Genomic DNA, 25926 nt, shown 5'->3' on the forward strand with positions numbered 1-25926 from the left:
TGCCATCGACGCGCGGCGGGTCGCCGCCACGGGGCCGAGCCCGCTCCCGTCGGGCCGATGCTCCGCCTGATGCGCCGCGCGACCGGCCCATACGTGGAGCGGTGACAATCGGCCGCCGGCCCACCGCCGACCGGTCGGGACGACAGTTGCGGAGGCCCGGGCCCACCTACTGCCGGGCGGGGGGGCCCGCGACCCAGGGGCCGGCGGTGATCGGCGCACCGAGGGCGGACACGTCGTGCGAGCAGGTGAGGGTGCCGGCCGGCAGGGCGAGGGTGATCACGGTGGGGTCGCCGGCCAGCGCCACGCGCAGCGTCGTCACCGGCACCGGCGCGCAGGCCGCCGGGTCGTAGTTCGCGGTGTCGGCGAGGCCGAGCAGGAACGACGCCAGGCCGGGACCGACCACGGCGGACTTCGACGGAGCCACGGGATCGTGGAGCGCGGGCGAGCCGACCACCTGGCCGGCGGCGTCGGCGACGGTGACGGCTGGGTACCCGGCCAGCGTGCACGAGCCGCCGTCCTTCACCGTGGCCACCACCGAGCGGTAGCTGGTGCCGGCGGCCGCGCCTCCCGCGCCGAGCGCGAGGGAGACCTCGGAGGCCCGGCACGCGGTTCGCGTCGGGGTGGGCGTGGACGTCGCGCTGGTGGTCGTCGGCTCCGGCGATCCCACGGTGGCCGTGCTGCTCGCGGCCGGGGGCAGGCTGCTGGCGGCCGGCAGTCCGCCCTCGTCCGTACCGGGCGAGAGGAGCAGCGCCGCCCCGGTGACGACGAGGGCCGTCGCGGCCACCGACGCGGTCGCGGTGAGCGCCCGTCGACGGCGGCGCCGGGTGTCGCCCCGTCGGACGACGTCGTCCGCGGCCCAGTGCGTGCGCGGAGGCGTACGCCCCGCGTCGTCGAACAGCTGCTGGAGGTCGGGGCTCATGAGGGTTCCTCCCACTCGTGCGCCGGCACGGAGACGGCCGGCCCCAAGGACGTGCGCAGGGAATCCAGTGCGCGTGACAGGCGGCTCTTGACGGTGCCCACGGGCACGTCGAGCACCCGCGCGATCTCGTCGACGGCGAGGTCGTCGACGAAGCGGAGCACCACGACGGCGCGCTGCGGACCGGGCAGCGCGGCGAGCGCGCGCAGCAGCGGCGCGTCCTGGGCGTCCACCGCGTCGAACGCCGCCGCGGCGCCGGCGTCGACGGTGTCGACCGGCTCGCGCACCGAGGTCTCACGCCGGCTCGGCCGGCGCAGCACGTCCACGTGCTTGCCCACGAGCACCCGGTTGGCGTAGGCGTCGACATTGCCCCTGCCCGCCAGCCGGGACCACCGCGAGTACACCGACACCAGGACCTCTTGTGTGAGGTCGTCGGCGGTGTGCCAGTCGCCGCAGAGGAAGTACGCCTTGCGCCGCAGGGCCGGGGCGCGCACGGCCATCCAGCCGCGGAACCCGGCCTCGTCCGGCGTGAGCGCCGTCGCAGCTCTGTCCACGCCCCGCACCTCCTCGGCTCCCCGTCACCCCTTCATCGTTGCGAGAGCCCCGAAACGTTCCCTGCGGCTCCCTCCGCGTGACCGGCACGAGGAAGGCCGTGCGGGACGTCGCCTCGCGTGATGGCGCATGAAGGCGGTGCGAGGACCGTCAAGGGGGGCGCGTTCGCGCGCCGGCCGGTCACCAGTCGTGGACGGTGCCGTCGTGCAGGCGGTTGACCGGCAGGTACGCCCGCTCGTACGGGTACCGGCGGGCGGCCTCGTCGTCGAGCTCCACGCCCAGCCCCGGCTGGTCGCCCGGGTGCAGGTAGCCGTCCTGGAACGTGAAGCTCTGCCGGAAGACCTCCTGGGTGCGGTCGCCGTGGCGCATGTACTCCTGGATCCCGAAGTTGTGGATCGCGAGGTCGAGGTGCAGCGCGGCGGCCATGCCGACGGGCGAGATGTCGGTGGGGCCGTGGAAGCCGGACCGCACCTGGTACGCGGCCGCGTGATCCATCAGCTTGCGCAGCGGCGTGATGCCGCCGAAGTGCGTGACGGACGAGCGCACGTAGTCGATCAGCTGCTCGGAGATCAGCGTCTGGTAGTCCCATCCCGTGTTGAAGACCTCGCCGATCGCCAGCGGTGTCGTGCTGTGCCGGCGGACGAGCCGCAGCGCCTCCTGGTTCTCCGCGGGCGTGCAGTCCTCGAGCCAGAACAGGTCGTAGGGCTCGAGCGCCTTCGCGAGGCGTGCGGCCTGGATCGGAGTCATCCGGTGGTGCCCGTCGTGCAGCAGGGTGAGCTGCGGGCCGAACTCGTTCCGCACGGCCTCGAACACGGACGGCAGGTGGCGCAGGTAGGCGCCGGTGTCCCAGTCCTCCTCCGCCGGAAGCGCCTGCCGCCGCGCGGGCTCGTAGTCGTAGCGGGTGCCCGAGATCGCCTGTGCCGCGACGCCGTACAGCGCGGTGATGCCGGGCACCGCGGTCTGCACGCGGATCGCGGTGTAGCCGAGCTCCTGGTGCTCGCGGATCGAGTCGAACAGCGACGGCAGGTCCGTGCCGCTGGCGTGGCCGTACGCCCGGGCGCCGGCCCTGCTGGCGCCGCCGAGCAGCTGGTAGACGGGGAGCCCCGCGATCTTGCCCTTGATGTCCCAGAGCGCCATGTCCACGGCGGCGATCGCGGCCATCGTGACGGGTCCGCGGCGCCAGTAGCCGCCGCGGTAGAGGAACTGCCAGGTGTCCTCGATGCGCTGCGGGTCGCGATCGATCAGCAGCGGGACGACGTGCTCGGCGAGGTAGGCCGCGACGGCGAGCTCGCGACCGTTGAGCGTCGCGTCGCCGAGGCCCGTGAAGCCCTCGGACGTTGTGATCCGCAGGGTGACGAAGTTGCGGTCCGGGCTCGTGACCACGACGTCGGCGCCCACGATCCGGTGCTGCGGTGTGCTCATGGCTGCGACTGGTTCCTCTCGGTCGGGACGGTGCCGGCGTGCGCGGCCGGGGGTGCGTGCCGGGTCACCGCGCGAGCTCCTCGCCCAGCGCGACGACGGCGGCGACGAGCTCGGCGTCGGCTGCCAGCGACGGGTCGAGGACGCCGAGCGCGCGGGCCACGCCCTGCCGCAGGGGTCCGGCGGCGAGCGCCACGAGCTCGGCGGCGCGGGGGTCGGGGGCCGGGCCGTCCGGCGAGCGCAGGGCGAGCACCCACGCGGCCAGCACCCGGGCGGCGCCGAGTGGAAGGCGGCTCGCCGCCCGTTCGGCCCGCAGCGTCGGCAGGATGCGGACGGGGAGCTTGAGCGACCCGTCCTGGGCGATCTGCGCGAGCCGGTGCTCGATCGCGGCGTTGGCGAACCGCTCGGCCAGCGCGGCCCGGTAGGCCGCCAGCTCGGCGTCCGGCAGGGTCAGGTGGGCGCAGGCCTCGTCCCACCACTGCTCGACCCACGCCCGGCAGACGTCGTCGGCGATGGCCTCGGCGACCGTGCGGTGGCCGCGCCACGGCGCCGCGTAGGCGAGCAGCGAGTGGGCGCCGTTGAGCAGCGCCAGCTTGCGCGTGCCGTACGGTCGCGTGTCGGGCACCCACCTCGCCCCGGCGGTGTCCCACCTCGGCAGCTCGCCGCCGGGTGCGGACTCGAGCACCCACTCGGCGAAGGGCTCCGTCACCACCGGCACCGCGTCGTCGTAGCCGCTCCCGGCCGCGATCCGCGCGCGGTCGGCGTCGGTGGTGGCGGGGGTGATCCGGTCGACCACCGTCGACACGAACGTGGCGGAGTGCGCGACCCAGTCCGCGAGCGCGGGATCGACCCGCTCGGCCAGGCGGCGCACCGACGCCGCGAGGGCGACGCCGTTGTCCGGCAGGTTGTCGCACGGGATCACGACGATCGGCCCGGCGTCGGCCGACCGCCTGGCGCGCATCCCCGACACGAGCCGGCCGACCGGTGTGCGCAGCGGTGGCTGGTCGCCCGCCCGGGCCGACCTCAGGTCGCCCAGGTCTGCGGCGACGTCGGGGTCGCTCTCGTCCAGCGCGCCCTCGGCGCCGAGGTGGTAGCCGGCCTCGGTGACGGTGAGCGTGACGTACCGCACCGCGGGGTCGGCCCAGTACGCGGACCAGGCCGCGAGGTCGTCACCCGGGTGCGCCGCGACGAGCGACTCGACCACCTCGTAGCTGCTGCCGGACTGCGCCCGGACGTCGAGCACGTAGAGGCAGTCCTGCCGCGCGAGCGACTCGGCGAGGCGGCGGCTGCGCCCGGAGAACGCCGCGATGCCCCAGGCGTCGCGATCCGAGGCGGCCTGGGTGAACCAGGCCTGGTGGCTGCGGAAGAAGCCGCCCAGCCCCAGGTGCAGGGCACGGGCCGGCGGACGGGCGCGCGAGCGGCGCAGCGCGCTCACAGCACGAACACCTCGCGCGGGCGGCCCGTGACGAGGTCGACGGCGGCGAGCATCGCGTCGTCCTCGGTGATGCGGTGCTCGGCGACCAGCCCGGCGAGGAAGCCGCTGTCGAGCCGGCGCGCCATGTCGTGCCGGGCCGGGATCGAGCAGAACGCGCGGGTGTCGTCGACGAAGCCGGACGTGCGCGAGAGCCCGACGGTCTCGGTGACGGCCGATCTCCACCGGCGCACGGCGTCCGGCGCGTCGAGGAACCACCACGGGGCACCGACGTACACCGACGGATAGAAGCCGGCGAGCGGCGCGATCTCGCGCGAGAACGTGGACTCGTCGACGGTGAACAGCACGAGCCTCAGGTTGGGGTGCGTGCCGAAGCGCTCGAGCAGGGGGCGCAGCGAGTCCGTGAACTCGGTGCGCAGGGGGATGTCGTGACCGGTGTCGGGGCCGAACTCGCGCAGCGTGGGCGAGTGGTGGTTGCGCCGCACCCCCGGGTGCAGCGTCATCGTGAGGCCGTCCTCGGTCGACATCCGCGCCATCTCCAGCAGCATGTGCCGGCGCAGCGCCGTGCACTCCGCCGCCGACGCCGCGCGGCGCAGGGCGTCGGCGTAGACGCGCTCGGCGTCGGCCGGCGGCAGCGGTGCCGTGCCGACGTCCTCGTGGCTGTGGTCGGCGGAGCGCGCGCCGTGCGCCAGGAAGTACGCGCGGCGCGCCTCCATCGCGGCCACCCAGCCGCGGTAGGTGCCGGCGTCCACCCCGGCGGCCGCACCGAGCCGCTCGACGTCGTCGGGCCAGGTCGCAGATGCCGGCTCGAGGTAGCGGTCGGGCCGGAAGGTGGGCACGACGCGTCCCGACCACGTCGGGTCGGCGCGCAGGGCGGCGTGCGCGGCGAGGTTGTCGACCGGGTCGTCGGTGGTGGCGAGCACCTCGATCCCGAACCGCTCGTAGAGGCGGCGCGCGGTGAGCTCGGGCAGCGCGAGCCGGGCGGCCACGGCGTCGTAGACCTCGTCGGCAGTATCGGCGTCAGGCACCACCGAGACGCCGAAGATCTCGACGAGCTCCGCCTCGAGCCAGGTGCGCACCGGGGTGCCGAGGAACACGTCCCACCGCTCGCACAGCAGCCGCCACACCGACCTCGCCGACTCCTCGTCGAGCGGGCCGCGGCCCACCTCGAGCGCCGACAACGGCACACCGGAGGCGTGCAGCAGGCGGGTGACGTAGTGGTCCGGGGTGACGAGCAGCGACGCCGGATCGCGGAACGGGAGGTCGTCGAGCAGCAGGCGCGCGTCGACGTGCCCGTGCGGCGAGATGATCGGCAGGCCCCGGATCTCGGCCAGGATGCGCCGCGCGATCTCGCGGACGCCGGGGTCCGGCGGCAGCAGACGGTCCGGGTGCAGCACCAAGGGTCGACGCGGCCGGGTCACCCGGCCAGTCTGCTTCAGCGCACCGGCGATCTCAGCGACTTGCCCGGACGGCCTCGCGCCGCGCCTGCCCGCTCCCGTCGATCGGGCGTGGCACGCTGAACGCCGCACGACGGGGGAACGGCTCCTGCCGTGCGCCGCGCCCGAGGGCGCCCGTCGTGAGAGGACCACCCATGTCGCACCAGCAGCCCGAGCCGAGCGCCGCTCCGGGCGGTCCCGTCCCCACCGGCGTGCCCGCTCCGGCACAGCCGCCCCTGGGTGGCGCGCCGGCGCCCGGCTCGGAGATGGCGGCGTACCCGACGCCGGCTCCCCCGGCCCACGGCTCGCGCAGGGCGGGCGGTGTGCGCCCCACGGCGGTGAAGAGCCGCAACGTGCTGGCCGTGTGGTTCCTGCTGCCGCTGATCACCCTCGGCTTCTACTACTGGTACTGGTACCCGACGATCAACGCCGAGCTCCGCGACGCCGACCCCCGGGTGCAGGTGTCGCCGTTCGTCGCGTGGCTCGCCGTGGTGCCCGGTGCGTTCCTCGTGCTGCCGCCGTTCATCAGCATGTACAACACGGGCAAGCGCATCGCCACGGCACAGGCCTCCGCCGGCATCGGCTCGAGCTGCAACCCGCTGATCGGCGTCCTGCTCATGTTCGTGTTCGGGCTCAACACGCTCTACTACCAGTCCGAGCTCAACAAGATCCCCGCATCGGTGCGGTGATCCCTCGACGTCGGGCCCGACCCCGACGTCACTGAGGCACGGGAGGACGGCCGCCGAACGCACGCGCGACGGCGGCCGTCCTCGTGCCGACCTCGAGCCGGGCGAAGATGTTCTCCAGGTGCTTGCGCACCGTGTTGGTCGTGACGTGCAGCCGCCGCGCGATCTCGGCGTTGCTCAGCCCCGAGGCGACGAGGTTCATCAGCTCCCACTGGCGCGGGGTCAGGTCCGCGGGCCGGTCGCCGGCGTCCGGCGTCACGTCGATCTCGGCGAGGTGGGGCCGCAGCAGCGCGAGCAGCAGCCGGTCGCGGTCGTCGAAGTCGCAGCCGGCCGAGCGGAAGAAGATCAGCCTGCGGATCCTCGTGCCCCCGGCGGGAAGGCAGCACATCATCTCGTTGTCGATGCCGGCCGGGGCGAAGTACTCGCGGTACATCGGCATGCGGTGCCAGGTGCGGTCGCCGTAGAAGTCAGTGCGCGCGGTGATCGTCGTGTCGTCGCCGCTGACCGAGGCGTACGAGCAGGACGGCGTCTGCCAGTAGTGGCGGCGGAACGCGTCGTCGTCGGGCAGCCGCACCTCGCGGACGGTCTCGACGTGGCTGCCGCCCTCCCACGTCTGGTCCACGTGGACGAGTCCGGAGGCGACATCCAGCTCGAAGTACGACACCAGGTCGGCGTCGACGAGCCTTCTCATCGAGGCGACCGCGTCGTCCGGGAAGCCGCCGGCGGCGGGCCGCGGGCCGCGCGCCGAGGCGACGACGTCGAGCAGCACCTGGAGGTCGGCCTCGGTGGTGGTGCGGGTCATGGGCTCTCCCTCGTTCCGGTGCTCGACGCTACGGCGACGCCGCCGGCGTGGGTACCGCGTCACCGCAGGATGCGACGAACGTCGTATGGGAGCTGCCCGCTGCTCGAGCCCACGATGCTCCTCGACCAGCACCGTTGTCGAGGAGGTCACCATGCAGATCAGCCACGCACGACTCGCGCTCGGGATCCCGCTCGCCGCCGGAGCTCTCGCGATCCTCGCCACCGCGACGCCCGCCGCCGCGGCACCTCCGTCGGACGGCTGCCCCGCCGGCTACTCGGTGCTGTCCGTGGCCGAGCTGAGCGCGGCTGGCTACCAAGTGCCCGCGGCGGTCGACAGTCCCACCAGCGGCATCCGCTCGTTCGGGCAGCCGGGCAACGGCAACGGCCTGGTGTGCGGCGTGAAGCTCGGCAACCAGCTCACGCCGTGGGGCGACCCGATCTACAACTTCGTCGACGACCAGCTGCCCGCGTGACCCCACTGCCTCGGCCCCCGTGGGGGGCCGAGCGCGCAGCCGAGCGCCGGGCGGTGGCGGAGTACCGCGCCGCCTGGCGCCGGCTCCAGCGCCTGCGCGCGGCCCGCGACGCGGCGCAGGACGACATCAGCGAACCGGCACGCCACGACCACAGGAGGACGGGGAATGACTCACAAGGCCGTCGTTAGCCTCACGACAGGGATGGACGACCCCGAGAAGGTGACGGTGGCCTTCCTCGTCGCCGTCGGCGCCGCCGAGACCGGCCGCGAGACGCTGATGTTCCTCACGAAGGACGCCGTCCGGCTCGTGAGCGGCACGACCGCGACCGGCGTCGCCTGCGAGGGCTGCCCGCCGCTGGCCGACCTCGTCGCCCGGTACGAGGCAGCGGGTGGGCGCTACTACGTGTGCCCGATCTGCTTCAACTCGCGCAGGCTCGACGCCGCGACGCTCGCCGCCAACGCCGAGCTGCAGGGGACGATCCCGCTCTGGCAGTGGATCGGCGACGACGCAGCGACGACGTTCAGCTACTGACGCCGCAACCGGGTGCCGGCCGAGAGTGACCGCAGCGCATCGCCGACGGGGAGCACCTCGGGAGGTCGCGGCTCGGCCCTGCGGTCGCCCCGCTGGGGCGACCGGGTCTCCGACGGCTGGGCTAGGCCGTGGTGAGGGTGATGGCGAGAGTCGCTGTCACGGTCTCAGGCACGTCGGTCGTCGGTGTGATGTTGGGGTTGGTGAGGGTGAGCGTGAGGGCTCGTGGCGCGGGGTGACCGTCGACGTCCCCTGGGGGCACGTTGTCGGCGGCCCAGGTGAGGGGCTGGTTGACGGGGATGCGCCTGGTGAGGGTGCGGGTGCATTCGGCGGTGTCGAGTGCGGCGTCGAGGGTGGTGTGCGCCCACGTGGCGACGTCGGCGCACAGGCGCGGGACGGCACCTCTGGTCGGGATGGTCGTGGTAGTGGTGATCACGACGTCGGGCTCTATGCAGTCGATGTTGATGCTGCAGGCGGGGGTGATCTTCGCGGGGGTCCAGTCGCCGGTCGGCGTGGGGGCGCTCGTGGTGATGGCGGTGGCCTGGGCGAGAAGGGCTTGCTGCTGCACCTTGGCATCGTTGAACTGGGCGCAGCCGGCGAGGGCGAGCGCGGTGGTCGTGAGCAGGGCCCCGAGGCTGGCTCGGCGCCGTGGTGAGGTCACGTGGGGATTATCCGTCTGTCAGGACCGGCCACCGCAGGTTGCGGCCTTCGCCGGCGGCCCGTGGCGTGCGAGCAACTGTCAGCCCGCACGGTCTGGGCTCTCGAGCCACCTCGCGGACCCCGCCGACGAGAGCAGCCCCTGCCGATGGCAGGGGCTGCTCTCGTGAACAGGGGTGAGTGAGTGGAGGTGGCGGGAATCGAACTCGACAAGACCGTCGAGACCCGTCGGATCCCTTTGGTCGCATGCAAAACCCGTCGGGTTCCGTCCGGATCGATCGGGTTCCGTTGGGTCTGGGTGTTGACGCCGTCAACAAGGAGGGCGACCGACAGCGGCACGCCGGGGACGGACGAAGGGCACCGGGCGTTCCCTGGATTGCCGCGATCGTCCATGGGACGAAGGCGTATGAATGTGGAACGGACACGTCCGTGTGCGCCCGCCAATGCCAGCGTTCGTGCTAGTCCTTGAACGTGACCACCGCTTCGATACGCTTCCTGCCTCTTGGCCAGATTCACATCGCCTTCGGCGATGCGTACCTCACCCCTGGGTCGGGTACGCATCGCCTCGTGTTCCCCGTCAACATGGCGGGAACCTGGCTTGAAGTGGCCACACCGATGCCTAGTACCGCGGTACTTCTTGTGGGAACCGTCTGGAGTAGTCGCCCATACTTCAGGTGGCTCGGTGGGCTCGAACCGCAGGTTCTGACGCTTCACGGTTCTGTTGTCGGCGAGGAACTGGTGCTGACGCTCTCGGACGATCAGCTGATCGCGCTAGAAGCCGGTCGCGGCGAAGATGACGTAGCGCTGACATTGAAGCTGCAAGCGACGCTCCTCAATCCGAACCCGAGTGTTCACCCCACCAACACGGAGGAGGTTCACTATCGGATCACTCGCACGCGCTGGCTCGAATTGCTCGATCAAGTGGGAGCAGAGGTTGGCATCCTGCTTCGCGTGCCCAGTCCACTGACGGACGCTAGTGAGCAGCCGCCAGGCGCCGCAGCCGGGGACGCGGCTTCGCTGGCGCAGGCAACTGCTCGACTGCGCCAAGCGAGAGCTGAGCTTCGAGATCACCAGTGGGAGCATTGCGTCGCGACATGCCGTCGCGTTCTGGAGAACCTCGCACGGCTGGTTGAGTTGCCCTCCGCAGCAGATGTGTTCAAGGTCAAGGCGCAGGACCGCACCCAGGATCAGCGCTGGGCAGCGATCTACTACGACGTCAAGGGCCTGGCGAGCGCTGCCCACCACGACGACAGCACCACGGACGGATTCGGGTGGGACGCAGGCGACGCCAATGCTGTTCTCGCAGCAACCGCTGGTCTCCTTGCTCGCTACACCGCGGCGTGACTGCACCCCGCGGATAGGACCGCGCACGGTCAGGCCGGCGAAGGTCGTACCCGCACGTCAAGTGACCGACCCGTGGGCGGGGTCAGTCGTCGCTGCCCTTCGACGTTCCATTGATCTTCCCGGCCAGCGTGCGGTCCAAGGCATTCACCGGTTGGAGTTATGCCACGCTCGTACAATGCACGTAAAGGCAGGTCGTAGAGGGAAGTGCCCGTATGGCAGAGCCTGGCAAGGAACGGGATCTCGCGTTGCCCGGTCGGCTGGCTCGACTCGCGCATCAGACCTTGCCCGTGGAGCCTGCTCCCGAACCTTCAAGTCGCTCCATCACGAGCCGACGGGTCTCGACAGCCTACGGACGTGGATTGGAGGACCTTGGCCCAACTGATGGGACCCGAGTCAAACGAATCCTGCGAGCGGAACTCCGGCAGCGGAGGTCTCGGTTCATGCAGCCTCGGTGGCTCGAGTCAGAGGAGGCGGTGCCCGGTCTCCTCGTGTCCCTCCGGTACACGGGACAGGACGCACATGGTGTTGCATCGAGGACTCGAGACCTCGACTTGGCGTTTCGTCGTGCCGCCTCGACCCTTGAGAACTACTACCTTGGCAAGGATGACGGGTGGGCTTATCCGGTCCGGCCAGAACGTGGTGGCCTTTGGGTTGTTGATTCGCGCCGCGGTTCGTACGAACTGCTGGCCACCGTCTACGGCACGTTGGTCATCTGGGCCACGAGCACACCCGTCTCGCTGGCTTCGCTAGTTTCCCTCGCTTGGGACTCCGCTGTGGGCGCTAGACGCGTCGGTCGGTGGGCAGTTGGTCAGTTCAGGGGGACACAAGAAGATGGCCCACCGCGATTCGGCGCGAGTCCGGCCGAATCCGATTGGGGTATCAGACAGACGAAGGCGCTTGAGCCCGTCATGATCGCTGCGGCGGAGGCGGGAAGCGGTCTGGAGTTTGTCAACAACTCGGCGACCGGGGAGATTCGCCTGACGATCTACCCCAACAGGGAGCTCACAGTCGAGGACGGATAGCCAAGTGATCGATCAGTTGGACTGTGGTCGGTCACGCAGCCCAACCATCCGTACGAAACGCCTCAATCAAAGTCTCGGCCGGAGTTGGATGCCCGATTTCGGCAAGGCGCCACGGCTCAGTGTTCCGGGGAGAGGCATGACCTCACCGGTGAGTGACGAGACGCGGATCGAACTCCGCATCGACCCCTGCCCGCCTGCTCGAGGAACAGCTCGCTCAGGCGTCCCTTGATCTGCTGCGCCAGCTGCTGCAGATGTTCGTAAGCACCTTGATGTCCGCGCGGGCCGACGCGGTCTGCGGCGCCGAGTACTGGGTCGTGTCCCCGGATCGGGTCCACTCCCGCAACGGCTACCGGCACCGGGAGCTGGACACCCGCACCGGCACGATCGACGTGGCAATCCCGCAGCTGCGCGAGGGGACCTACCTCCCCGACTGGCTGCTCGAGCGGTGCCGTCGCGCCGAACGCGCGCTCACGTCGGTGATCGCGCTCTGCCACGTGCTCGGGGTCTCGACCCGGCGGATGGACAAGCTCGTGCAGGCCCTCGGGATCACCGGGCTGTCCAAGTCGCAGGTCTCGGTGATGGCCAAGGAGCTCGACGCTCACGTCGAGCAGTTCCGCACCCGGTCGCTGGCCGAGGCCGGCCCGTTCACGTTCCTCGCCGCGGATGCCCTGGTCCTCAAGGTCCGCGAGGGCGGGCGCGTGGTGAACGTGCACGCCCTGGTCGCCACCGGCGTGAACGCCGACGGGCACCGGGAGATCCTCGGCCTGCAGGTCACTACCGCCGAGGATGGCGCCGGCTGGCTGGGGTTCTTCCGCGACCTGACCGCCCGCGGCCTGACCGGGGTCCGGCTGGTCACCTCCGACGCCCACGCCGGCCTGACCGCGGCGATCGCCGCGACCCTGCCCGGCGCTTCGTGGCAGCGCTGCAGGACGCACTACGCGGCGAACCTGATGTCGGTCACCCCGAAGACGTCATGGCCGTGGGTCAAGGCGCTGCTGCACTCGGTCTACGACCAGCCCGACGCCGCCGCGGTCCACGCCCAGTTCGACCGCGTCGTCGACGCCCTCACCGCCAAGCTGCCCGCGGTCGCCGAGCACCTCGAGAACGCCCGCGCCGACATCCTCGCGTTCACCGGCTTCCCCAAGGAGGTCTGGCGCCAGATCTGGTCGAACAACCCCAACGAGCGACTCAACCGCGAGATCCGCCGCCGCACCGACGTCGTCGGGATCTTCCCCGACCGGGCCTCGATCATCCGCCTCGTCGGAGCGGTCCTGGCCGAGCAGCACGACGACTGGGCGGAAGGCCGCCGCTACCTCGGCCTCGACGTCATCGCCCGCTCCCAGATCACGACCACCAGCACCACGGAGGTGACCGACGACCTGACCCTGCAGGCCCTCACAGCCTGACCAACGACGACGAGGGACCAGAACCCGTACACCATCTGAGAGGACTTGACCAGGGGAACTCCTGGAGGCTGACATGTGGCCAGTTCACAGAAGTCCCTGACGTGCGGACTCGGACACCTATCGGCGCGGCTACGCGCACGAATGCCGAGCGATCCGCACAAGCTGCTTGTTGGCTAGGCTCTCAGCAGGGGACGGAATGGGGACGGGGATGCAGGATTCTGAGATCGTTCTTGGGCTTCATCGGCACTTGTCTGCGTATTCGGTCACTGCCGCGACGGCCTCGCTGGGGAATCTCAGCATCGCCGGCAAGGTCTATGAGATGGCTTGGAGACTGCGCGGTTCAGCGCTGTCTTCCGCCGCACGCGTAGACGCGATTGGCATCGAGGCCAAGATTGCTCCGTATGAGCTTCGCAGGGTTGTACTGCCGATTCTCGATCAACTCGGCTGGATCAAGATCAACGATGCCGGCGACGGCTCGATGGTTTCCGTCGAAGACCTGATCCCTCCGCCGACAACTCTGCTTTCTGCGGCGGACACCGTGCTGACTGTTGTCATGATCACTGCCGAGGAGCGCGCCGCACTCGAACTGCTCCGATCCACCACCCGTCAGCCCCTCGAGCGAGAGGCCGCTCTGCAGGCTGCCGCCAGCCATAGCGACGAGGCAGCCGTTGCGGCACTCGAGCACCTAAAGGAACTAGGCCTTGTACGGGAGGTCCAGGCGGACGACGGTCGCAGTGCCGTGTTCAACCCCAACGTGTGGACAAGCGACGACTCGGTGGCGGCTGCTGCGCTTAGATCCGAGGACGCAAACGTCAGCCGTGAGGTCGGTGCACTGTTGGAGGAGGTCGCTGCCGCACCCGGGATGCCGGAGTCTGCTGTGACTAGTACCGAACGTAGATGGATCGATTTCGCCGTCAGCCAAGGCCTCATACAGCGAACGGTCGTGGCCACCAGCAATGGCACGGAACGACGATTCCTATTCACACCCCATCTCGGGCGCGATCCGTTCGGGGTTCCCAGCGGTGACCCCTCGGGGCACGTACGACAGTTGGTTGGATCGATGATCTACGCCGCCACCTACGCCGACTACAAGTTGTCGAATCCCGCCGCCTTCGTTTCGCGCCTGATATCTGATGGGGAAGCAGGTGACGCTTCCCCGATTGGGACCGACTACCCGATGCTCGAGACGGGGGGAATCGTTCGAGTCATCCCTGGATCGTCGACGGGGAGGTTCCGCCTGCAGTTGCTTCAGGCGGACGTCGCGGAAGAGGCGTTGAAGATTCTCCGTGCCAGGGACTCGTCATCGACTACCGCGACGGGGATTGGTGGCATCCGGGATCAACGCTCTTACACCCACGTGGAACGCGCCAGGGCACAGCTGGCAACGGAGACAGGTTCAACAAGCGCCGACGAAGCTCGCTTGGTCGCGGCGCTTCGCGAGGTAACCGGAAGGAGGTCGTTCTGACGTGAGTCCCGATGCGACCAGTGGATCGAAGAGTGGATCACGTTCAGGGCGTGCTCGGGCATCGTCCCGCTCGTCCAGGGAGGGCAGGTCGTCAAAGGGGGCGGCGCAGCCCTCCGACGACAACCAGGGGGCAGATCTCGAGCGGCGAATCGGACGGCTGGAGTTCTCCGAAGGAGCGCTCGTCAGGCTCCGGGTGCCCGTCCGAGTCGAGGAAGAAGCTGGGCGAGACGTCATTACAGACATGGACGTCCTGGCGGTGGAGGCAACCCGCAGACTCCAGGTGTCCCGCTCACTCCTGGAGTGCAAGTCGGGCCTCGGACAGTCGAAGGAACCGGATCGCTTGCTGTGGCTAGCGGGTTTGCGAGGTCTCCTGGAGGTCGACCGCGCCGTTCTCGTCCGCCAGACCATCACAAAGCGCGGCCGCGACCTAGCTGCGAGGCTCCGACTCTCGACCCTCGACATGCGAACTCTTCAGGCGCGCGAGGCATCCATCGCGTGGGTTCCGGAACGCTTCGCCCACGTGGACGGCGCGGCCTGCCTGGCTGCTGAGAAGCGGGTCGATGTCCAGCTGAAGGGCCTGGCTTGGCTTCCGTCTAGCCTGATTGCCTTTCTACGGTTCGATGCTCTGATCGCTCGCCCCCACCAGATTCTTGGGGCTCTGACCACGTTGGGTGAGGTCGCTTCCACCAAGGGAACGCTTCCTGAGCCGACCGATGTTGTCGTGGCAGGTCACGCACTCGTTGATCTCCTCATCGCCGCGTGTGAGGACGCCAGGCATCTAGATCAAGTCGGCCGCTTGGAGCTCGAGGCTCGCGTCATGAGAGGCCACATGACGGGGGATCCCGATGATCAGCACACCCTCGAGGTCATCGCATCCGCAAACAAGCTCATGCGCTACTACCTCGAGCAGGTGCATCAGGCCTACGTGGATTCGGGCATCACCCGCCGGGACGTCGACGTCCCGGACTTGGGATCCGTCGTCGCTGCGCCTGCGCCTTGGGTTGGTCGATACGCGGATCTTGTAGAAGCGCTTAGGAACAACGGTCGAATCGCAGCGGACATTCTGCAAACAGCGGAGTTGGCCTGCTTCGACGCGCTAGCCGGGGACACCAACTACCAGGCTCGCGCGTTCGACCACTTGTTCACTCCTGAGCATCGCCAGATGCTGAGGCTCGCAGTCCGGGTGCTCCGAGAAGTCTCAGGGCCCGCAATCGCTGACCGCCTCGGTGGGCTCAATGACTTGGACTTCGAGCGCTCCGCCCCGGCTGTTCCTGACCGACAGGTACCTGCGAAAGCCACCGCCACGGCGGCCACAGAAGCGACAGCTGAGGGCTCGGTCCTGCCGGCCCCCGAGCCGGAGCAACTCACCACCGATAACTAGCGATACGTGCCTGTCGGGACGCTTCGCCCCATCCACCTCACGTATTTCGGGGTGGGAGCGCCCCATCGAGCGCGGCGTGGATGGCTCGGCGCTGCTCGTCGGTGTACGGCCCGTCGGCGGGCTTGATGCGTCGGCCCAACTGGCGGGAACCCTAGATCGCGATCTCGCCGATCGAGAGCTTCTCGAGCAGCGGCAGGGCGGCGTCGACGAAGCAGAGGGTAAGGAGAATCGGGACGTCGGTGTGCTCGTGGGCGTCAAGGGCGGACCTGGCCGCGCAGCGCTGCTTGTCCATCGCGGCGACCCATGCGGTCTTGTCGCGGCCCCCGACGTAGAGCTGCTGGGTTCGGGCGCTGAACAGGCCGCCACGGGTACGAACCTCGACCTTGGCGTCCTTGTAGTGCTTGACGTCGATGACCAGGACGCCGCGCGCCGTCACCGCGACGATGTCCAGATCGCCGTCGCGTCGGCCGGGCACGATGCGACGGTTGTGCAGGAACAGCGCCTGGTCCCCGGCGCGTCCCAGGATCCGCTCGGCGACCTTGCGCTCGCCCTCCGCGCCGGTCCTGAAAGCCGTCGTCGCCGCGGGCTCCGGCATGACGGCGCGCAGGAACCTGCCGATGCCGGGGAAGCGAGTGGTGACGCGGTCGTCGCGGGCCTGCTTGCGTCGTTCGTACTCCCGCTGCAGCGACGAGCTGCCCTCAGCTGGCCCTGTGGAGAGTGCTGCGTTCGGAGCGCTTGTCGTTCCTGCGGTGTCGTTCCCGCGGTGTCGGGCCCGCGAGGCTGGCCAGGCAGTCGGGGCAGACCGCCGCCTTCAAAACGGTCAAGTAGCCGGCGTCGGTGCCTGCCGGCACCTGGGCTCTGCAGTCGCAGGTCCCGTCGAAGCGTAACCGCATCCGGCGGACTTCCGATCCGGTCATGAGCACGCCGCCTGCCCAAGGAACGATCCGGCGGGCGACGCGTCGAGGCCGACGTCGCGGTCGAGCGCTCGTCGGTCGTGCACGTCCGGCCCCCGTTTCGGTCAGTCATCCTCCCGGCATGACGCTATCGGCTGCCGCTGACCGTCACAGGCAACCCGACGTGGGCGGCGCCGGCGCGGCCGGTATGGCCGTGGTTGACACGGAGGGCGTCCGATTCACGAGCTGGAGGTAGCGCTCCGCCGTCGCGTTGACGGCGCCAACGGGGCCTTCGCGTGCGGCAGGGCGCAGAATCGCGGCCGGCCAGGTCACGTCGAGTGACCGGCCGGCCGCGAGATTCCCACTCCCCAAGAGAAGAGGAGTCTGGAGGCGAGCTCGCCTCCCTTCTTGGTAATTGCACCGGTCAGAAGCTCGCAGATGTCAGCAGTTCACATAGTCTGGACCTGCGGCGATGTGGACCATTCTCACCATTCCGCCCACGAAATCGGTCGCCTCCGCACACGACATCAGACGGCGAACTCGGCGCCACACACTAGGCAAAAGAACGGTCCGCGCAGCTCCTGGGGAACCTTCACCGGCTCGTAGGCGTGGCAGGGTGATGCCACGATCTCCATGTCGTTGGGTTCTACGAGCGGCGCAGGTGCATCAGCAACATCCGACGCTTCGACGCTGAACTGGATGAAGGAGTCCCGAGGTTGACGAACCGCATCACGCAGTTCGTCAGTTAACTCGTTCATGAACTGGGGTACGGCAACACCCTGCGCGTACTCCAACTGCTCTTGAGTCCACCACTGGTCAACCGTCGCGGAGACGCCACAGAGCGGGCAGAAGTAGATCTCAGCGGATGGCGCAGTCTCCGCCGCCTCGCTAGCGGGTCCGTGATGCCACTTGAACTGGCCCATGCATGACGGACACTCCCGGCGCAGGAAGCCGTCGTCATCGATCGGTATGGACACCTGCAGTTCCATGAGTTCCCCTCCGTCACAGACTTACGAACAGCGTCTCGTCTATCGGTCTGCCATCTTCCGTCATGCCCGTGACTCGGAGATTCAGATGAGAACCCAAGCCGTGGGCGAGCGTCCGCAGCATGCGGATCTTGACGCTCTTTGCCTGTGGCAGCCGAGCGAGAGGGAAGTCGCCTCCGTCGCGCAGTAATCCAGCGTTGCCTTCGGGAGGTTCCCAGTTCAGCTCGAGAACATCACCTGGACCATGGTTGGTGATGTGGATCGTGCCCGATCCCTTGGAACCCTCCGTGTACGTCGCATCGAGTCGCGGAGTCGATGAGGTTCTCGTGCTGGGGAGCCGTCGACCGAGTGCGAGACCACCCCCTGGTGCCTCCGGTGGAGTGAGATCGCCCGCTAGGTGCCAGTCGTTCCCATCCATCTGAACCGAGCACCCGGCATCGCGCAGTCTCACAGCCAGGTCCTGACGTTTGCCCACCGAGTTGTCGAGCCGAACCACATGCCGCCCGTGAACGTCACTGAACGCCTGCACCGAACCGAACTCAACTAGCACCACACGCGACTCGTCGCGGCCCATGGCTATTCCGGCCTCGAACATCACGTTCGGCCGAGGCTGCGTGTGGGGATCGCAGTCCGGGTCGCCCTCATGAGTGAGCTGCGGAACCAAGTAAGCGACCTCGTCAGGGGTTTGGAGCACCACGACGGCCTGCGCCGCGTCGAACGCGGCGGTGAGGATTTCACCGATGTAGGGCGAGGCCTTGCCCGTGAGGGACCTGGCGTGGTTCCACTCGATCGGCTCAAGCCCGATGGCACGCAGGAATGTGAACACGGCGGCGCGAGCTGACTCGTTTCGACCGTGAACGACAAACACCTTCCTAGCAATGTCGCTCGCAGATCCGCGAGGCGCTTCGGGCTCTGTCACTTCGCATCCCAAGTCGCTAGTCGCGTGCCGATGGTCATCGGTCTATGCCCTGTCACTCTATGAGGAAGCTCCGACATTCATCGATCGACTGGACCGGCTACCTACCGGACTTCATGACGTCAGTCGTCGCGCCGATACTGATGCATGGAGATTCGTTCGAGCACATGGCCAAGTACGGCCATGATCGGACCTACCTGGCCGACGAGACGGACACGCGCCTCGGCTGGGTCGACAACAGGACGGGCGAGCTGACGGTTGAGGTTGAAGCTCACCGGGCTGCCCTGGAAGCGTGGGTGACCACCAACGTCGAGGCATCCACCCCCGCCGCGGAGGCGCCGCCGGCCATCGTCTCGACCGAATCGGCGGCCCCCGCAGCCGTCGCCGTCCCTCTCGAACCAGCGCCCGAGCCCACATGGACTGACCTCAGCGCCAATCGATGCGACTACCTGTTCGTTGCTGCTGATTCGATGCAGTCGCGACTCGTGTTCAATGCTCTGGTCCATCGCTTTCACACCCGAGCGGCTTCTCGTCGCTCCTCCAGGATTTGACCGTTGAGTGCGCACAGCGTTCTCGCCACCTGAGGGCGCCTGCTGGCGTCCCTTAGGACTACGGATGGTGGCGTACGGACAGCTCCAACGCCTCCTCATACCGGCCGCCGAAGTCCAACCTCACTATGTCCGCCCATCGGAACGTTTCCTGCTCATTGCGCATGAGTCCACTCGTGCCGACCAGATCGAGTCCCATGGCCTGGCGGTCGAACCTAGCAACCAAGCCGATGAGACACTCGTCCACGTCCATCTCGGTCGTGTAAACCGCGAGCATTCGCCGGTCCGCCAGCACGTGCTGAATCACACCGCCTGGCCACGCACCTCCTGTGCTGCCTGGCGGCGGCGCCGGCGGCCACTGGGTGCGAGCGCGGAGGACGCGCACGACGAATGCGCTCTCCTCCGGTTCAGGCTCCTCTCCGCGACGCCAGCGAGGTCGCCGCAGTAGGGACCAGCCGTCAAGCTCGATGGAATCAGAAACTCGTGCCAGCAGTACCCAAGTGGCCGTCACTCTGAGAACGAAACCAATCACGATCTCGGTTTCATCGCCGGATTGCCGAACAAAACGACTCAGGTGACTTTGTTGACTTCTACTTCCATTGGATGCGTCGCCCATCGGCCTTCTCACCTCCCTTTCGGTCTCGACCCTTCCTCCCCAGGCCCTTCTCGTGCTTCTGTTTCGTAGACTTGCGCTTATTCTTTCGATGCTCTCTGTCGTTGGCGTCCTTCTTTGCGTTGTATGCAATGGTGGTAGAGGTCTGCGTCCTTTCGTAGGCGAGCCAAGCACTCGACACCGTGTATGCGATCGCGGCCGCCATCGCAGCTGCACTGCCCCATATGATGGCGCGTGACGGCGAGCTCAGCGGTGTCACGCGCATTGCCGCGATGCGACCAGCGGCTCCGTACGCACCGCCAGCTGGTCCGGCGAGACACAACCCTTGCCCACCGCAGATGAGTCCCGACAGATCGAAGGAATTCACGGGGTCCGCTGGGTACGAGTAACCAGTTGCGTTTCCCCCGAAGATCGGATCGAGACTGAGGAACATGCCTGTCGCAGGGTCGTACACCCGCGAACCCATAATGATCAAGCGCCCCAGCGCATCCGTGGATCGAAGCTCGCCACCGAGCCACCCATAGCGAACGTCCGTAACTCCCATCCCGTACTCATCCGGCAGGTTGATGGACGAGGTGAAGGAGCCCGCCGCCGTCGTCGAACTTGTGGCGACGATGTCGCCGTGCAGATCCCCCAGGGAGTACACGACCGACATGTCGTGCTGCTGCGCGACGTCCGTGTCGTCGAGACCTTGGAGGTATGAGACGACATCAACCGTAGAATTGTCCACGGTGGCAGTCCAGGCGGGAGAGTCCGACGTCAAGTTCAGATAGTGATTGACAGTGTCTGTCACTCCATTGGCGCTGGGCGTACCGCATGCGCTGCTGTCAGATGTCCCGTTTGCCTCCTCGCGCAGGCAGGCCAGGCGTCCGGCTGGGTCGAGAGTCCAGTACTGCTCGGTAGTGCCGTTGGTCATGTAGTGGACCAAGTCGTTGGTGTAGTAGTCGATGCTGGCGACTGACGTGCCTGTGGGTGTGAGTGCGGAGTTCAATTCTGTGGTGCGCCCGAAGCTGTCGTAGTTGCTGCTGACGGAGACGCCGTTCAACATGGTGGGCTTGTCGGCGGTGTCGTAGCTGGAGAACAGGGTGGTTCCGCCGGTGCTGTTCTGGCATGTGTTGCTGGGGGTGCTGGTGCCGCCGCTGTCGGGGTAGGTGGTCTTGGCGGTGCGGTTGGAGTTGGCGTCGAAGGTGTAGGCACGAGCTTCGCAGGCGATGCCATTGGAATCACCGACGGTGATGAGTCGTCCTGCTCCGTCGTAACCATAAGTTCGAGTCCATGCGGTGGCTTGTTGTGTTTCGTCGGCCCAGCGTCCGGCGGGGTCGTAGTCGACGGTGTCGGTGACGCCGAAGCTGTTTCCGCCTTGGGTGTAGGCGAGGTTGGTGGGTTGTCCGGCGGGGTCATAACGCCAGACTTCGGTGACGTCTCCACCACCGCCGGTGGCCTCAGGCAAGGTCTGGGTGGTGATGTTGCCGTCTCCGTCGTAAGTGGCGGTGATGGCGGCGGGGAGTCCCGCGTAAGTGACCGAGGTGGTGAGCCCGCGATGTTCGGTACCGCCGTCATAGCCGTAAGTTGCCGAGTAGACCGTGCTGGAGCTCTGAGTTCCGGTCACAGTGTCGACGCGTCCTGCGGAATCGAAGGTGATCGCGGTGGAGCCGCCGGCGCCGTCGCTGGTGGCGTTGATTTGGCCGAAGTCGTCGTAGCCACTGCCCATGCTGACGGTCCCATCGCTGACCGACGTGACCAGCCCGGTGCCTGAGTCGTACCCGAAGGTGGTGCTGGGCACGGCCGTCCCAGCCCCACCAGTGATGGCGACGGAGTGCACGAGGCTGGACTGTCCACCGTTGTCATATGTGGTCGTGGTGGTGCGGGTGGTTGTCCCCATTGTGTCTGCAACGACCGTGGGCCTCAGGTACGCGTCGTATGACGTCTGCGTGGTGACGGACTCGGACCCGGTAGCGGGGCCGGTCTTGCAGACCTGGCCGTACCAGATTGTGGATTGGCAGGCGTTGGGATTGTCCCCCGTGCCGTAGTACTGGGTGGTGTGGGATCCGGCGGTCCCGGAGGTGTTGGCGGACTTCGGTTGCCGCTGTTCGGTGACCTGTCCGGAAGAGTTGATGATGGTTTGGGCGACGATGTCGGTGCCGCCGGGCACGGCGGTGGTGACCTGCATGGGGGTTCGCAGAAGCCATCCGTCGTTGAGGTAGCCGCCGGATCCGTCGGGGATGCCGTAGGCGTTGGTGACGGTGGACACGGTGGCGTAGTTATCCCCGGTGATCGAGGCCCCTGCGGTGGCGCCGACGGTGGTGGTGAGCACGGTGTGGGTGGGGGCGGTGGTCGTCACGGTGGAGTTCGTCGGCGCGGTGGTTGCGGTGGACGTTCCGTAGGTGGAACGTATGTGGGTGCGACCGGGGGCGGTGTCCTCGCCGACGGTGATCAGGTGCATCGGGCCGTACGTGTCGGTGGCGTCCCAGACCCCGTCGGCGGCGAGCTGCTGGTAGACGGTCTTGCTGGCCAGGGCGTCAGCGACGTCGGCGGTGGGTGTGCTGGTCGGCAGGCCGAGCGCCGCCCAGTCGCTGGCGTAGGTCGAGTTGTCGAGGGCGATGTCGCGGTCGTGGGCGGTCAGGGACCAGTCGGGGTTGCCGTTGACGTCGTAGTGGCTGGTGGTGATGTGCCAGCCGGCCTGGCTGGTACCGGAGAACCCGGCCGTGAACACGGTGCGGCCCTGGGCGTCCAGGGCGGTGATGGCCGCGTCGCGCAGGTCGCTGGTGTTGGCCCCGGGCGGGTAGACCGCTGTCGCGGTGACGGGGGGCAGCATGTCGGCGGGTGCCCAGGTGGCGATCGTGCCTGCTGACAGGTTGGGGTGGCTGTCCCCGGTGGTGTTGCTGGTGTCGACGCCGTAGGCCAGCGTGGTCGTGATGGTGCCGCCGCCGGAGTGGGTGCGGGAGACGGTGGTGGCGTAGCCGGTGCCGTTGTAGCCGACGGTCCAGGGCTGCAGCCCGGGCGGGGTGATGGTGGTGAGGCGGTGGCTTGTCGCGTCGTACCCGTAGCCGGTGGCCCGGATCCGGTCGGTGTAGGAGCAGGTGCCGGTGGAGGTGGTCTGCTCGCGGGCGTCCCAGGTGGTGTCGAGGTAGCCGTTGGTGTCGTAGTGGAAGCAGGCCATGTCGGCGGTGAACTGGGTCTGGGCTGCGCCGGACTCGCCGGCGGCCTGGCTGTAGCCGCGCTCGGTGATCGCGGTCACGTGGTGGTTGCCGTCATAGGTGAGCACGAGGTCGGCGCAACCGGGGACCCATCCCGACATCGACCCGGACGCGCACGAGGTCGCGCTCACCCCGGGCGGGAGGGGCGCGAGGATCCGAGTGACGTTGCCGGAGGAGTCGATGGTGTAGGTCGAGGTCGACCCGGACAGGTTGCTGTTCGTGCTGGAGGTGAACGGATAGGCCGTGGTGGACGTGGCGGTTCCGGTGGGTGCCGTACCGGTGGTGGGGTAGTCGAACGTGGAGCTGGTGCCGTCCTGCTCGGCGAGGGTGAACTCGGCGTGGGTGCCCGTGGCACCGGCGGTGTAGGACAGGGTGAGGTCCGTGTTGTCCGCGTCCGGCGTGTACGTGGTGCCGGTCTTGGTGAACGCGACCGGGATGTCGCTCGAGTCATAGACCAGCACGTAGTCCCCGGCGTCCTCGATCCGGGTCCAGTCCGTGCCCACCGCGGACGGCAGAGCACTGGTCCAGCCCTTCCCGAAGATGGAGTCCTGGGTGGCGCGGTAGGACTGGTAGGACCGGCCCACGCTCACGTCACCGGCCCACGAGGGCAGGTCCGCGTCAGTGGCGGACAGGGACACCGACCCTGTCAGCAAGGACACCGAGAACGGTCCGACGGTGGTGGAGGCCGACCCGTTCCCCGAGCGGTCGAGGGTGACCTGCTCCGGGGCGGTGAATGCGGTGTTCGTGGTCGTGGAGCAGTCCGCCCCGCTGGTCAGCTGCAGGCAGGCTCGGACCTGGGCGACTGTGTCCTCGGTGTAGGTCTGCGCCATCTTCCAGGTGACCTGCCCGGAGGCATAGGTGGACCCGGAGCTGGACAGGGTGAGTGGCTGGGTGACCGACCCACCCGTGGCATCGATGAGGTCGGCGTCGGGGACGGTGGTCCAGGTCCCGGTGGCGGGGTCCTGGTACTGCAGAACGGCCGAGACGCCGGAGGCAGCCTGGATGGTGATCGGGATGGCGAACGAGGACGCATCCGCCGGTGCCTGGGTGTCGATCACGCCATCACCGAACCCGAACCGGGACGTGTCCTCCGCGCTTGCGGCGCCAGTGTTGCTGGTCGCGGACACGGACAACTGGTGCCACTGGTCTGCGCCCATGTCGGCAGGCAGGGTGAAGGAGATCGTTCCCGACGCCACCGACGCGGTCACGGGCGCCCCGTCGAGGAACACGTCCGCCCCGGCGATGCCCGAGGTCCCGCTGGTCGTGGACGCCGTGCACGCCACCGTCGAGGTGGGTGCTGCCGGCTTGAACCCGCCCAGGGTGATGCTGCTCGCGCACGAGAGCCCGGACACCGCAGGGATGGTGGTGTCCACCGTGGCGGGGATGGTCTTGACCTCGGGTGAGTCCAGGGTGCCGTCGTTGCCCCACAACTTGAACACGTAGTCCGTGTTGTTGGACAGGATCCCGGACGGGATCTGCAGCCACGGTTCCCGGTCACCGGGAGAGGCGTACCCGGAGTAGCCGTCCCACAGCGTCGTGGTCCCCGTCGAATCCAGCACCTTCAGGTGGGTGCGGACCTGTGCCCCGTCGGCGTCGGAGAGCACCGGCGCGAACGACGGCGTCAACGACCCCAGATAGGTCGTGCCGCCCACGACGGCCGCCGGCGTGGCCGCCGTCTTGCGGGCAGGGCCGGGGAAGTGGTGATAGGTGACCGAGAGCAGCGGCGGGTAGGTGTAGCTCATCGAGTACACGCCCTTGCGGCCGAACGCGTCGGTCTCCGACGCCGCCCGAAGACCCATCGCGACCGTGTTGGCACCAGAACTCGCGATCGACTGCATCAGCGACGTCACGTCGGCGTAGATCCGGCCCGAGGGGCAGGACCCGCTGTAGCCGAGGGTGTCGGTCGAGGTCGCCCACTGCGAGTACCAGGTCGGCTGGTTCGTCCACCGCGTCCCCGTGCCCGCGACCCCGGTGTGCCACACCGTCCAGGACTTGTGCGAGCACGTGGGGGCGTCGTACTCATACAACGACAGCGACGCCGAGTCGATGTGCGTGTTCGCGATCCCCGACGAGGTGAACTGCAGGAACGAGCGCGCCAACCCGGTGCCGGTCAGCCCGAACCGCAGATACGCCGACCCCGACTCGTCATTGGTGTCCCCATTGAGCACATAGGTGTCGAAGTCCGGGTTGGATGACACCGTCGGGTCCACCGTCACCGGGAACACCGTCGCCGGGTCCGACAACAGCGACACCGACGGGGACAACACCCAGCCCCGGGCACTCGCCGGCAGGGTCGCGAGCACCGCCGCCACATCCGCGGCCGACCCCGGCAGCCCCTGACCCGCCACCCGCGAAGGAGACACCCCCACCGGGACCGGGCCCTGGCCCGGGGTCACCGGCAGCACCGGGAACGCCACATTCGCATCCGGCAGGGTGACGTTCGGGACCGTCGTCGACCCGGCCGCGGGCATCCCGGAGGCCACCGACGCCTCCACCAGCGGCGCCCCGTCATCCCCGACCCGGGCATCCCACATCCGCGCCGCGGACGACTGCGCCACGAACCCCGACTTCGACGACCACACCACCGACCCCGACGAGTCCAACTTCGCGCTCACACCTGACACGGTCGACACCGCGAACGGCAGCTGCACCGGCGCGGTCGGGCGGGCCGTGAACACCGCCGAGAACTCAAACCCCACATTCCGCGCCGTCAGGACCAGATCCACCCCCGGCACCACCGCGACATACCGCGCCGTGTCCCCCGACACCTCCGGCGCCGGCAACGGACCCCGCCACAGATACGAGATCGCCGTAGAGCCCGACCCCGACCGCGCCAGAGTCTGCCAGTCACTGGACTGACCGCCAGGGGAGAACGCCACACCGTCCTGCCCCGCCTTCGGGACCAGCCACCCATCCCCAGCCGCGGCCAGCGTCGTGTCGATCGGCGACCACGCCCCATCCGAACCCTGCACCCGCACCGGACCCGCGTACTGATCCACCGACACGGTCCCATCCGGGTTCGCCGTCGACTGCGCATACTGCGTCGTCAACCCGTCCACGATCACCGGCGTCCTCAACGCCTGCGCCGCCGCCATCGCCGCCGACAACGACGACCTGAACCGCCCCGGGTTCAGTGGAGGCTCGGTTCTCCCGGCTGGAGGGCTTCCAGGCCGGCGCTCTGACGGTAGTAGTTGGCTTCGAACTCGGCGGGCGGAATGTCTGCGCAGTAGCTGTGCAGTCGTCGGTGGTTGAACC

20 protein-coding genes are annotated in these 25926 nt (G+C 68.6%); 8 read left to right on the forward strand and 12 right to left on the reverse strand.

The features are described from left to right. Positions 1 to 166 precede the first annotated feature (166 nt). The 5 genes from GC157_17360 to uxaC form a co-directional block, all read right to left on the reverse strand. Positions 167 to 919 carry a DUF4232 domain-containing protein gene (locus tag GC157_17360; protein MBI1379224.1) on the reverse strand — a complete coding sequence of 251 codons (753 nt, stop codon included), beginning with the start codon at positions 917 to 919 and terminating at the stop codon, positions 167 to 169. Beyond that, a complete protein-coding gene (locus tag GC157_17365; protein MBI1379225.1) occupies positions 916 to 1470 on the reverse strand; it encodes a SigE family RNA polymerase sigma factor in 555 nt (184 codons plus the stop codon). The genes GC157_17360 and GC157_17365 overlap by 4 nt, the downstream gene beginning before the upstream one ends. 178 nt (positions 1471 to 1648) lie before the next feature. Beyond that, on the reverse strand, positions 1649 to 2890 hold the full coding sequence (locus GC157_17370) for a D-galactonate dehydratase family protein (protein ID MBI1379226.1): 1242 nt from the start codon (positions 2888 to 2890) through the stop codon (positions 1649 to 1651). Between the two features lie 64 nt (positions 2891 to 2954). Further along, complete coding sequence (locus GC157_17375; protein MBI1379227.1) at positions 2955 to 4277, reverse strand: mannitol dehydrogenase family protein; 1323 nt, start codon at positions 4275 to 4277, stop codon at positions 2955 to 2957. Between the two features lie 41 nt (positions 4278 to 4318). Then, the gene (gene uxaC / locus GC157_17380) at positions 4319 to 5716 is read right to left on the reverse strand and encodes a glucuronate isomerase (GenBank protein MBI1379228.1); all 1398 of its coding nucleotides are present in this window, start codon (positions 5714 to 5716) and stop codon (positions 4319 to 4321) included. A 194-nt stretch (positions 5717 to 5910) separates the two neighbouring features. Here uxaC and GC157_17385 point away from each other — a divergent pair, with 194 nt between their 5' ends. Further along, positions 5911 to 6444, forward strand: a complete 534-nt coding sequence (locus GC157_17385) for a DUF4234 domain-containing protein (GenBank protein MBI1379229.1) — start codon at positions 5911 to 5913, stop codon at positions 6442 to 6444. 28 nt (positions 6445 to 6472) lie between these two features. On the opposite strand, the gene GC157_17390 is transcribed toward GC157_17385, so the two are convergent. Then, on the reverse strand, positions 6473 to 7396 hold the full coding sequence (locus GC157_17390; GenBank protein MBI1379230.1) for a hypothetical protein: 924 nt from the start codon (positions 7394 to 7396) through the stop codon (positions 6473 to 6475). Here GC157_17390 and GC157_17395 point away from each other — a divergent pair. Both GC157_17395 and GC157_17400 read left to right on the forward strand, forming a co-directional pair. Continuing rightward, complete coding sequence (locus GC157_17395; GenBank protein MBI1379231.1) at positions 7395 to 7715, forward strand: hypothetical protein; 321 nt, start codon at positions 7395 to 7397, stop codon at positions 7713 to 7715. The two genes, GC157_17390 and GC157_17395, sit on opposite strands and share 2 nt — an antisense overlap. A gap of 165 nt (positions 7716 to 7880) precedes the next feature. Then, a complete protein-coding gene (locus tag GC157_17400; protein MBI1379232.1) occupies positions 7881 to 8246 on the forward strand; it encodes a peroxiredoxin in 366 nt (121 codons plus the stop codon). A 121-nt stretch (positions 8247 to 8367) separates the two neighbouring features. On the opposite strand, the gene GC157_17405 is transcribed toward GC157_17400, so the two are convergent. Continuing rightward, positions 8368 to 8904, reverse strand: coding sequence for a hypothetical protein (locus GC157_17405; GenBank protein MBI1379233.1), 537 nt, complete (start codon positions 8902 to 8904; stop codon positions 8368 to 8370). A gap of 467 nt (positions 8905 to 9371) precedes the next feature. Between GC157_17405 and GC157_17410 the strand changes: the two genes are divergently transcribed. The 4 genes from GC157_17410 (at position 9372) to GC157_17425 (ending at position 15518) form a co-directional block, all read left to right on the forward strand. Next, complete coding sequence (locus GC157_17410; protein ID MBI1379234.1) at positions 9372 to 10244, forward strand: hypothetical protein; 873 nt, start codon at positions 9372 to 9374, stop codon at positions 10242 to 10244. A 1174-nt stretch (positions 10245 to 11418) separates the two neighbouring features. Beyond that, positions 11419 to 12672 carry an IS256 family transposase gene (locus GC157_17415; protein MBI1379235.1) on the forward strand — a complete coding sequence of 418 codons (1254 nt, stop codon included), beginning with the start codon at positions 11419 to 11421 and terminating at the stop codon, positions 12670 to 12672. A 901-nt stretch (positions 12673 to 13573) separates the two neighbouring features. After that, positions 13574 to 14137 (forward strand): hypothetical protein, encoded by a 564-nt coding sequence (locus tag GC157_17420; protein ID MBI1379236.1) that lies wholly within the window; start codon positions 13574 to 13576, stop codon positions 14135 to 14137. A gap of 241 nt (positions 14138 to 14378) precedes the next feature. Next, entirely contained in the window at positions 14379 to 15518 is a 1140-nt protein-coding gene (locus tag GC157_17425) for a hypothetical protein (GenBank protein ID MBI1379237.1), read from the forward strand. 151 nt (positions 15519 to 15669) lie between these two features. Here the strand turns inward: GC157_17425 and GC157_17430 are convergent, their stop codons facing one another. From GC157_17430 to GC157_17440, 3 genes are all read right to left on the reverse strand, one after another. Next, a complete protein-coding gene (locus GC157_17430) occupies positions 15670 to 16113 on the reverse strand; it encodes a hypothetical protein (protein MBI1379238.1) in 444 nt (147 codons plus the stop codon). An 825-nt stretch (positions 16114 to 16938) separates the two neighbouring features. Then, positions 16939 to 17400, reverse strand: a complete 462-nt coding sequence (locus GC157_17435; GenBank protein MBI1379239.1) for a hypothetical protein — start codon at positions 17398 to 17400, stop codon at positions 16939 to 16941. Between the two features lie 13 nt (positions 17401 to 17413). Next, positions 17414 to 18265, reverse strand: coding sequence for a nucleotide-binding protein (locus GC157_17440; GenBank protein ID MBI1379240.1), 852 nt, complete (start codon positions 18263 to 18265; stop codon positions 17414 to 17416). A 110-nt stretch (positions 18266 to 18375) separates the two neighbouring features. Between GC157_17440 and GC157_17445 the strand changes: the two genes are divergently transcribed. Next, the gene (locus tag GC157_17445) at positions 18376 to 18864 is read left to right on the forward strand and encodes a hypothetical protein (protein MBI1379241.1); all 489 of its coding nucleotides are present in this window, start codon (positions 18376 to 18378) and stop codon (positions 18862 to 18864) included. 58 nt (positions 18865 to 18922) lie between these two features. On the opposite strand, the gene GC157_17450 is transcribed toward GC157_17445, so the two are convergent. After that, complete coding sequence (locus GC157_17450) at positions 18923 to 19156, reverse strand: hypothetical protein (protein MBI1379242.1); 234 nt, start codon at positions 19154 to 19156, stop codon at positions 18923 to 18925. Positions 19157 to 19451: 295 nt separating this feature from the next. Next, positions 19452 to 25766 (reverse strand): hypothetical protein, encoded by a 6315-nt coding sequence (locus tag GC157_17455; GenBank protein MBI1379243.1) that lies wholly within the window; start codon positions 25764 to 25766, stop codon positions 19452 to 19454. Positions 25767 to 25926 lie beyond the last annotated feature (160 nt).

The sequence above is a fragment of the Frankiales bacterium genome, assembly GCA_016125335.1.
Classification (GTDB): Bacteria; Actinomycetota; Actinomycetes; order S36-B12; family CAIYMF01; genus Longivirga.

Coding starts and splice junctions, on each gene's coding strand:
- GC157_17400 (MBI1379232.1), top strand. CDS start 7,881: ATGACTCACAAGGCCGTCGTTAGCCTCACGACAGGGATGGACGACCCC.
- GC157_17425 (MBI1379237.1), top strand. CDS start 14,379: ATGGACGTCCTGGCGGTGGAGGCAACCCGCAGACTCCAGGTGTCCCGC.
- GC157_17395 (MBI1379231.1), top strand. CDS start 7,395: ATGCAGATCAGCCACGCACGACTCGCGCTCGGGATCCCGCTCGCCGCC.
- GC157_17385 (MBI1379229.1), top strand. CDS start 5,911: ATGTCGCACCAGCAGCCCGAGCCGAGCGCCGCTCCGGGCGGTCCCGTC.
- GC157_17430 (MBI1379238.1), bottom strand. CDS start 16,113: ATGCCGGAGCCCGCGGCGACGACGGCTTTCAGGACCGGCGCGGAGGGC.
- GC157_17455 (MBI1379243.1), bottom strand. CDS start 25,766: ATGGCGGCGGCGCAGGCGTTGAGGACGCCGGTGATCGTGGACGGGTTG.
- GC157_17370 (MBI1379226.1), bottom strand. CDS start 2,890: ATGAGCACACCGCAGCACCGGATCGTGGGCGCCGACGTCGTGGTCACG.
- GC157_17445 (MBI1379241.1), top strand. CDS start 18,376: ATGAGGAAGCTCCGACATTCATCGATCGACTGGACCGGCTACCTACCG.
- GC157_17360 (MBI1379224.1), bottom strand. CDS start 919: ATGAGCCCCGACCTCCAGCAGCTGTTCGACGACGCGGGGCGTACGCCT.
- GC157_17390 (MBI1379230.1), bottom strand. CDS start 7,396: ATGGTGACCTCCTCGACAACGGTGCTGGTCGAGGAGCATCGTGGGCTC.
- GC157_17435 (MBI1379239.1), bottom strand. CDS start 17,400: ATGGAACTGCAGGTGTCCATACCGATCGATGACGACGGCTTCCTGCGC.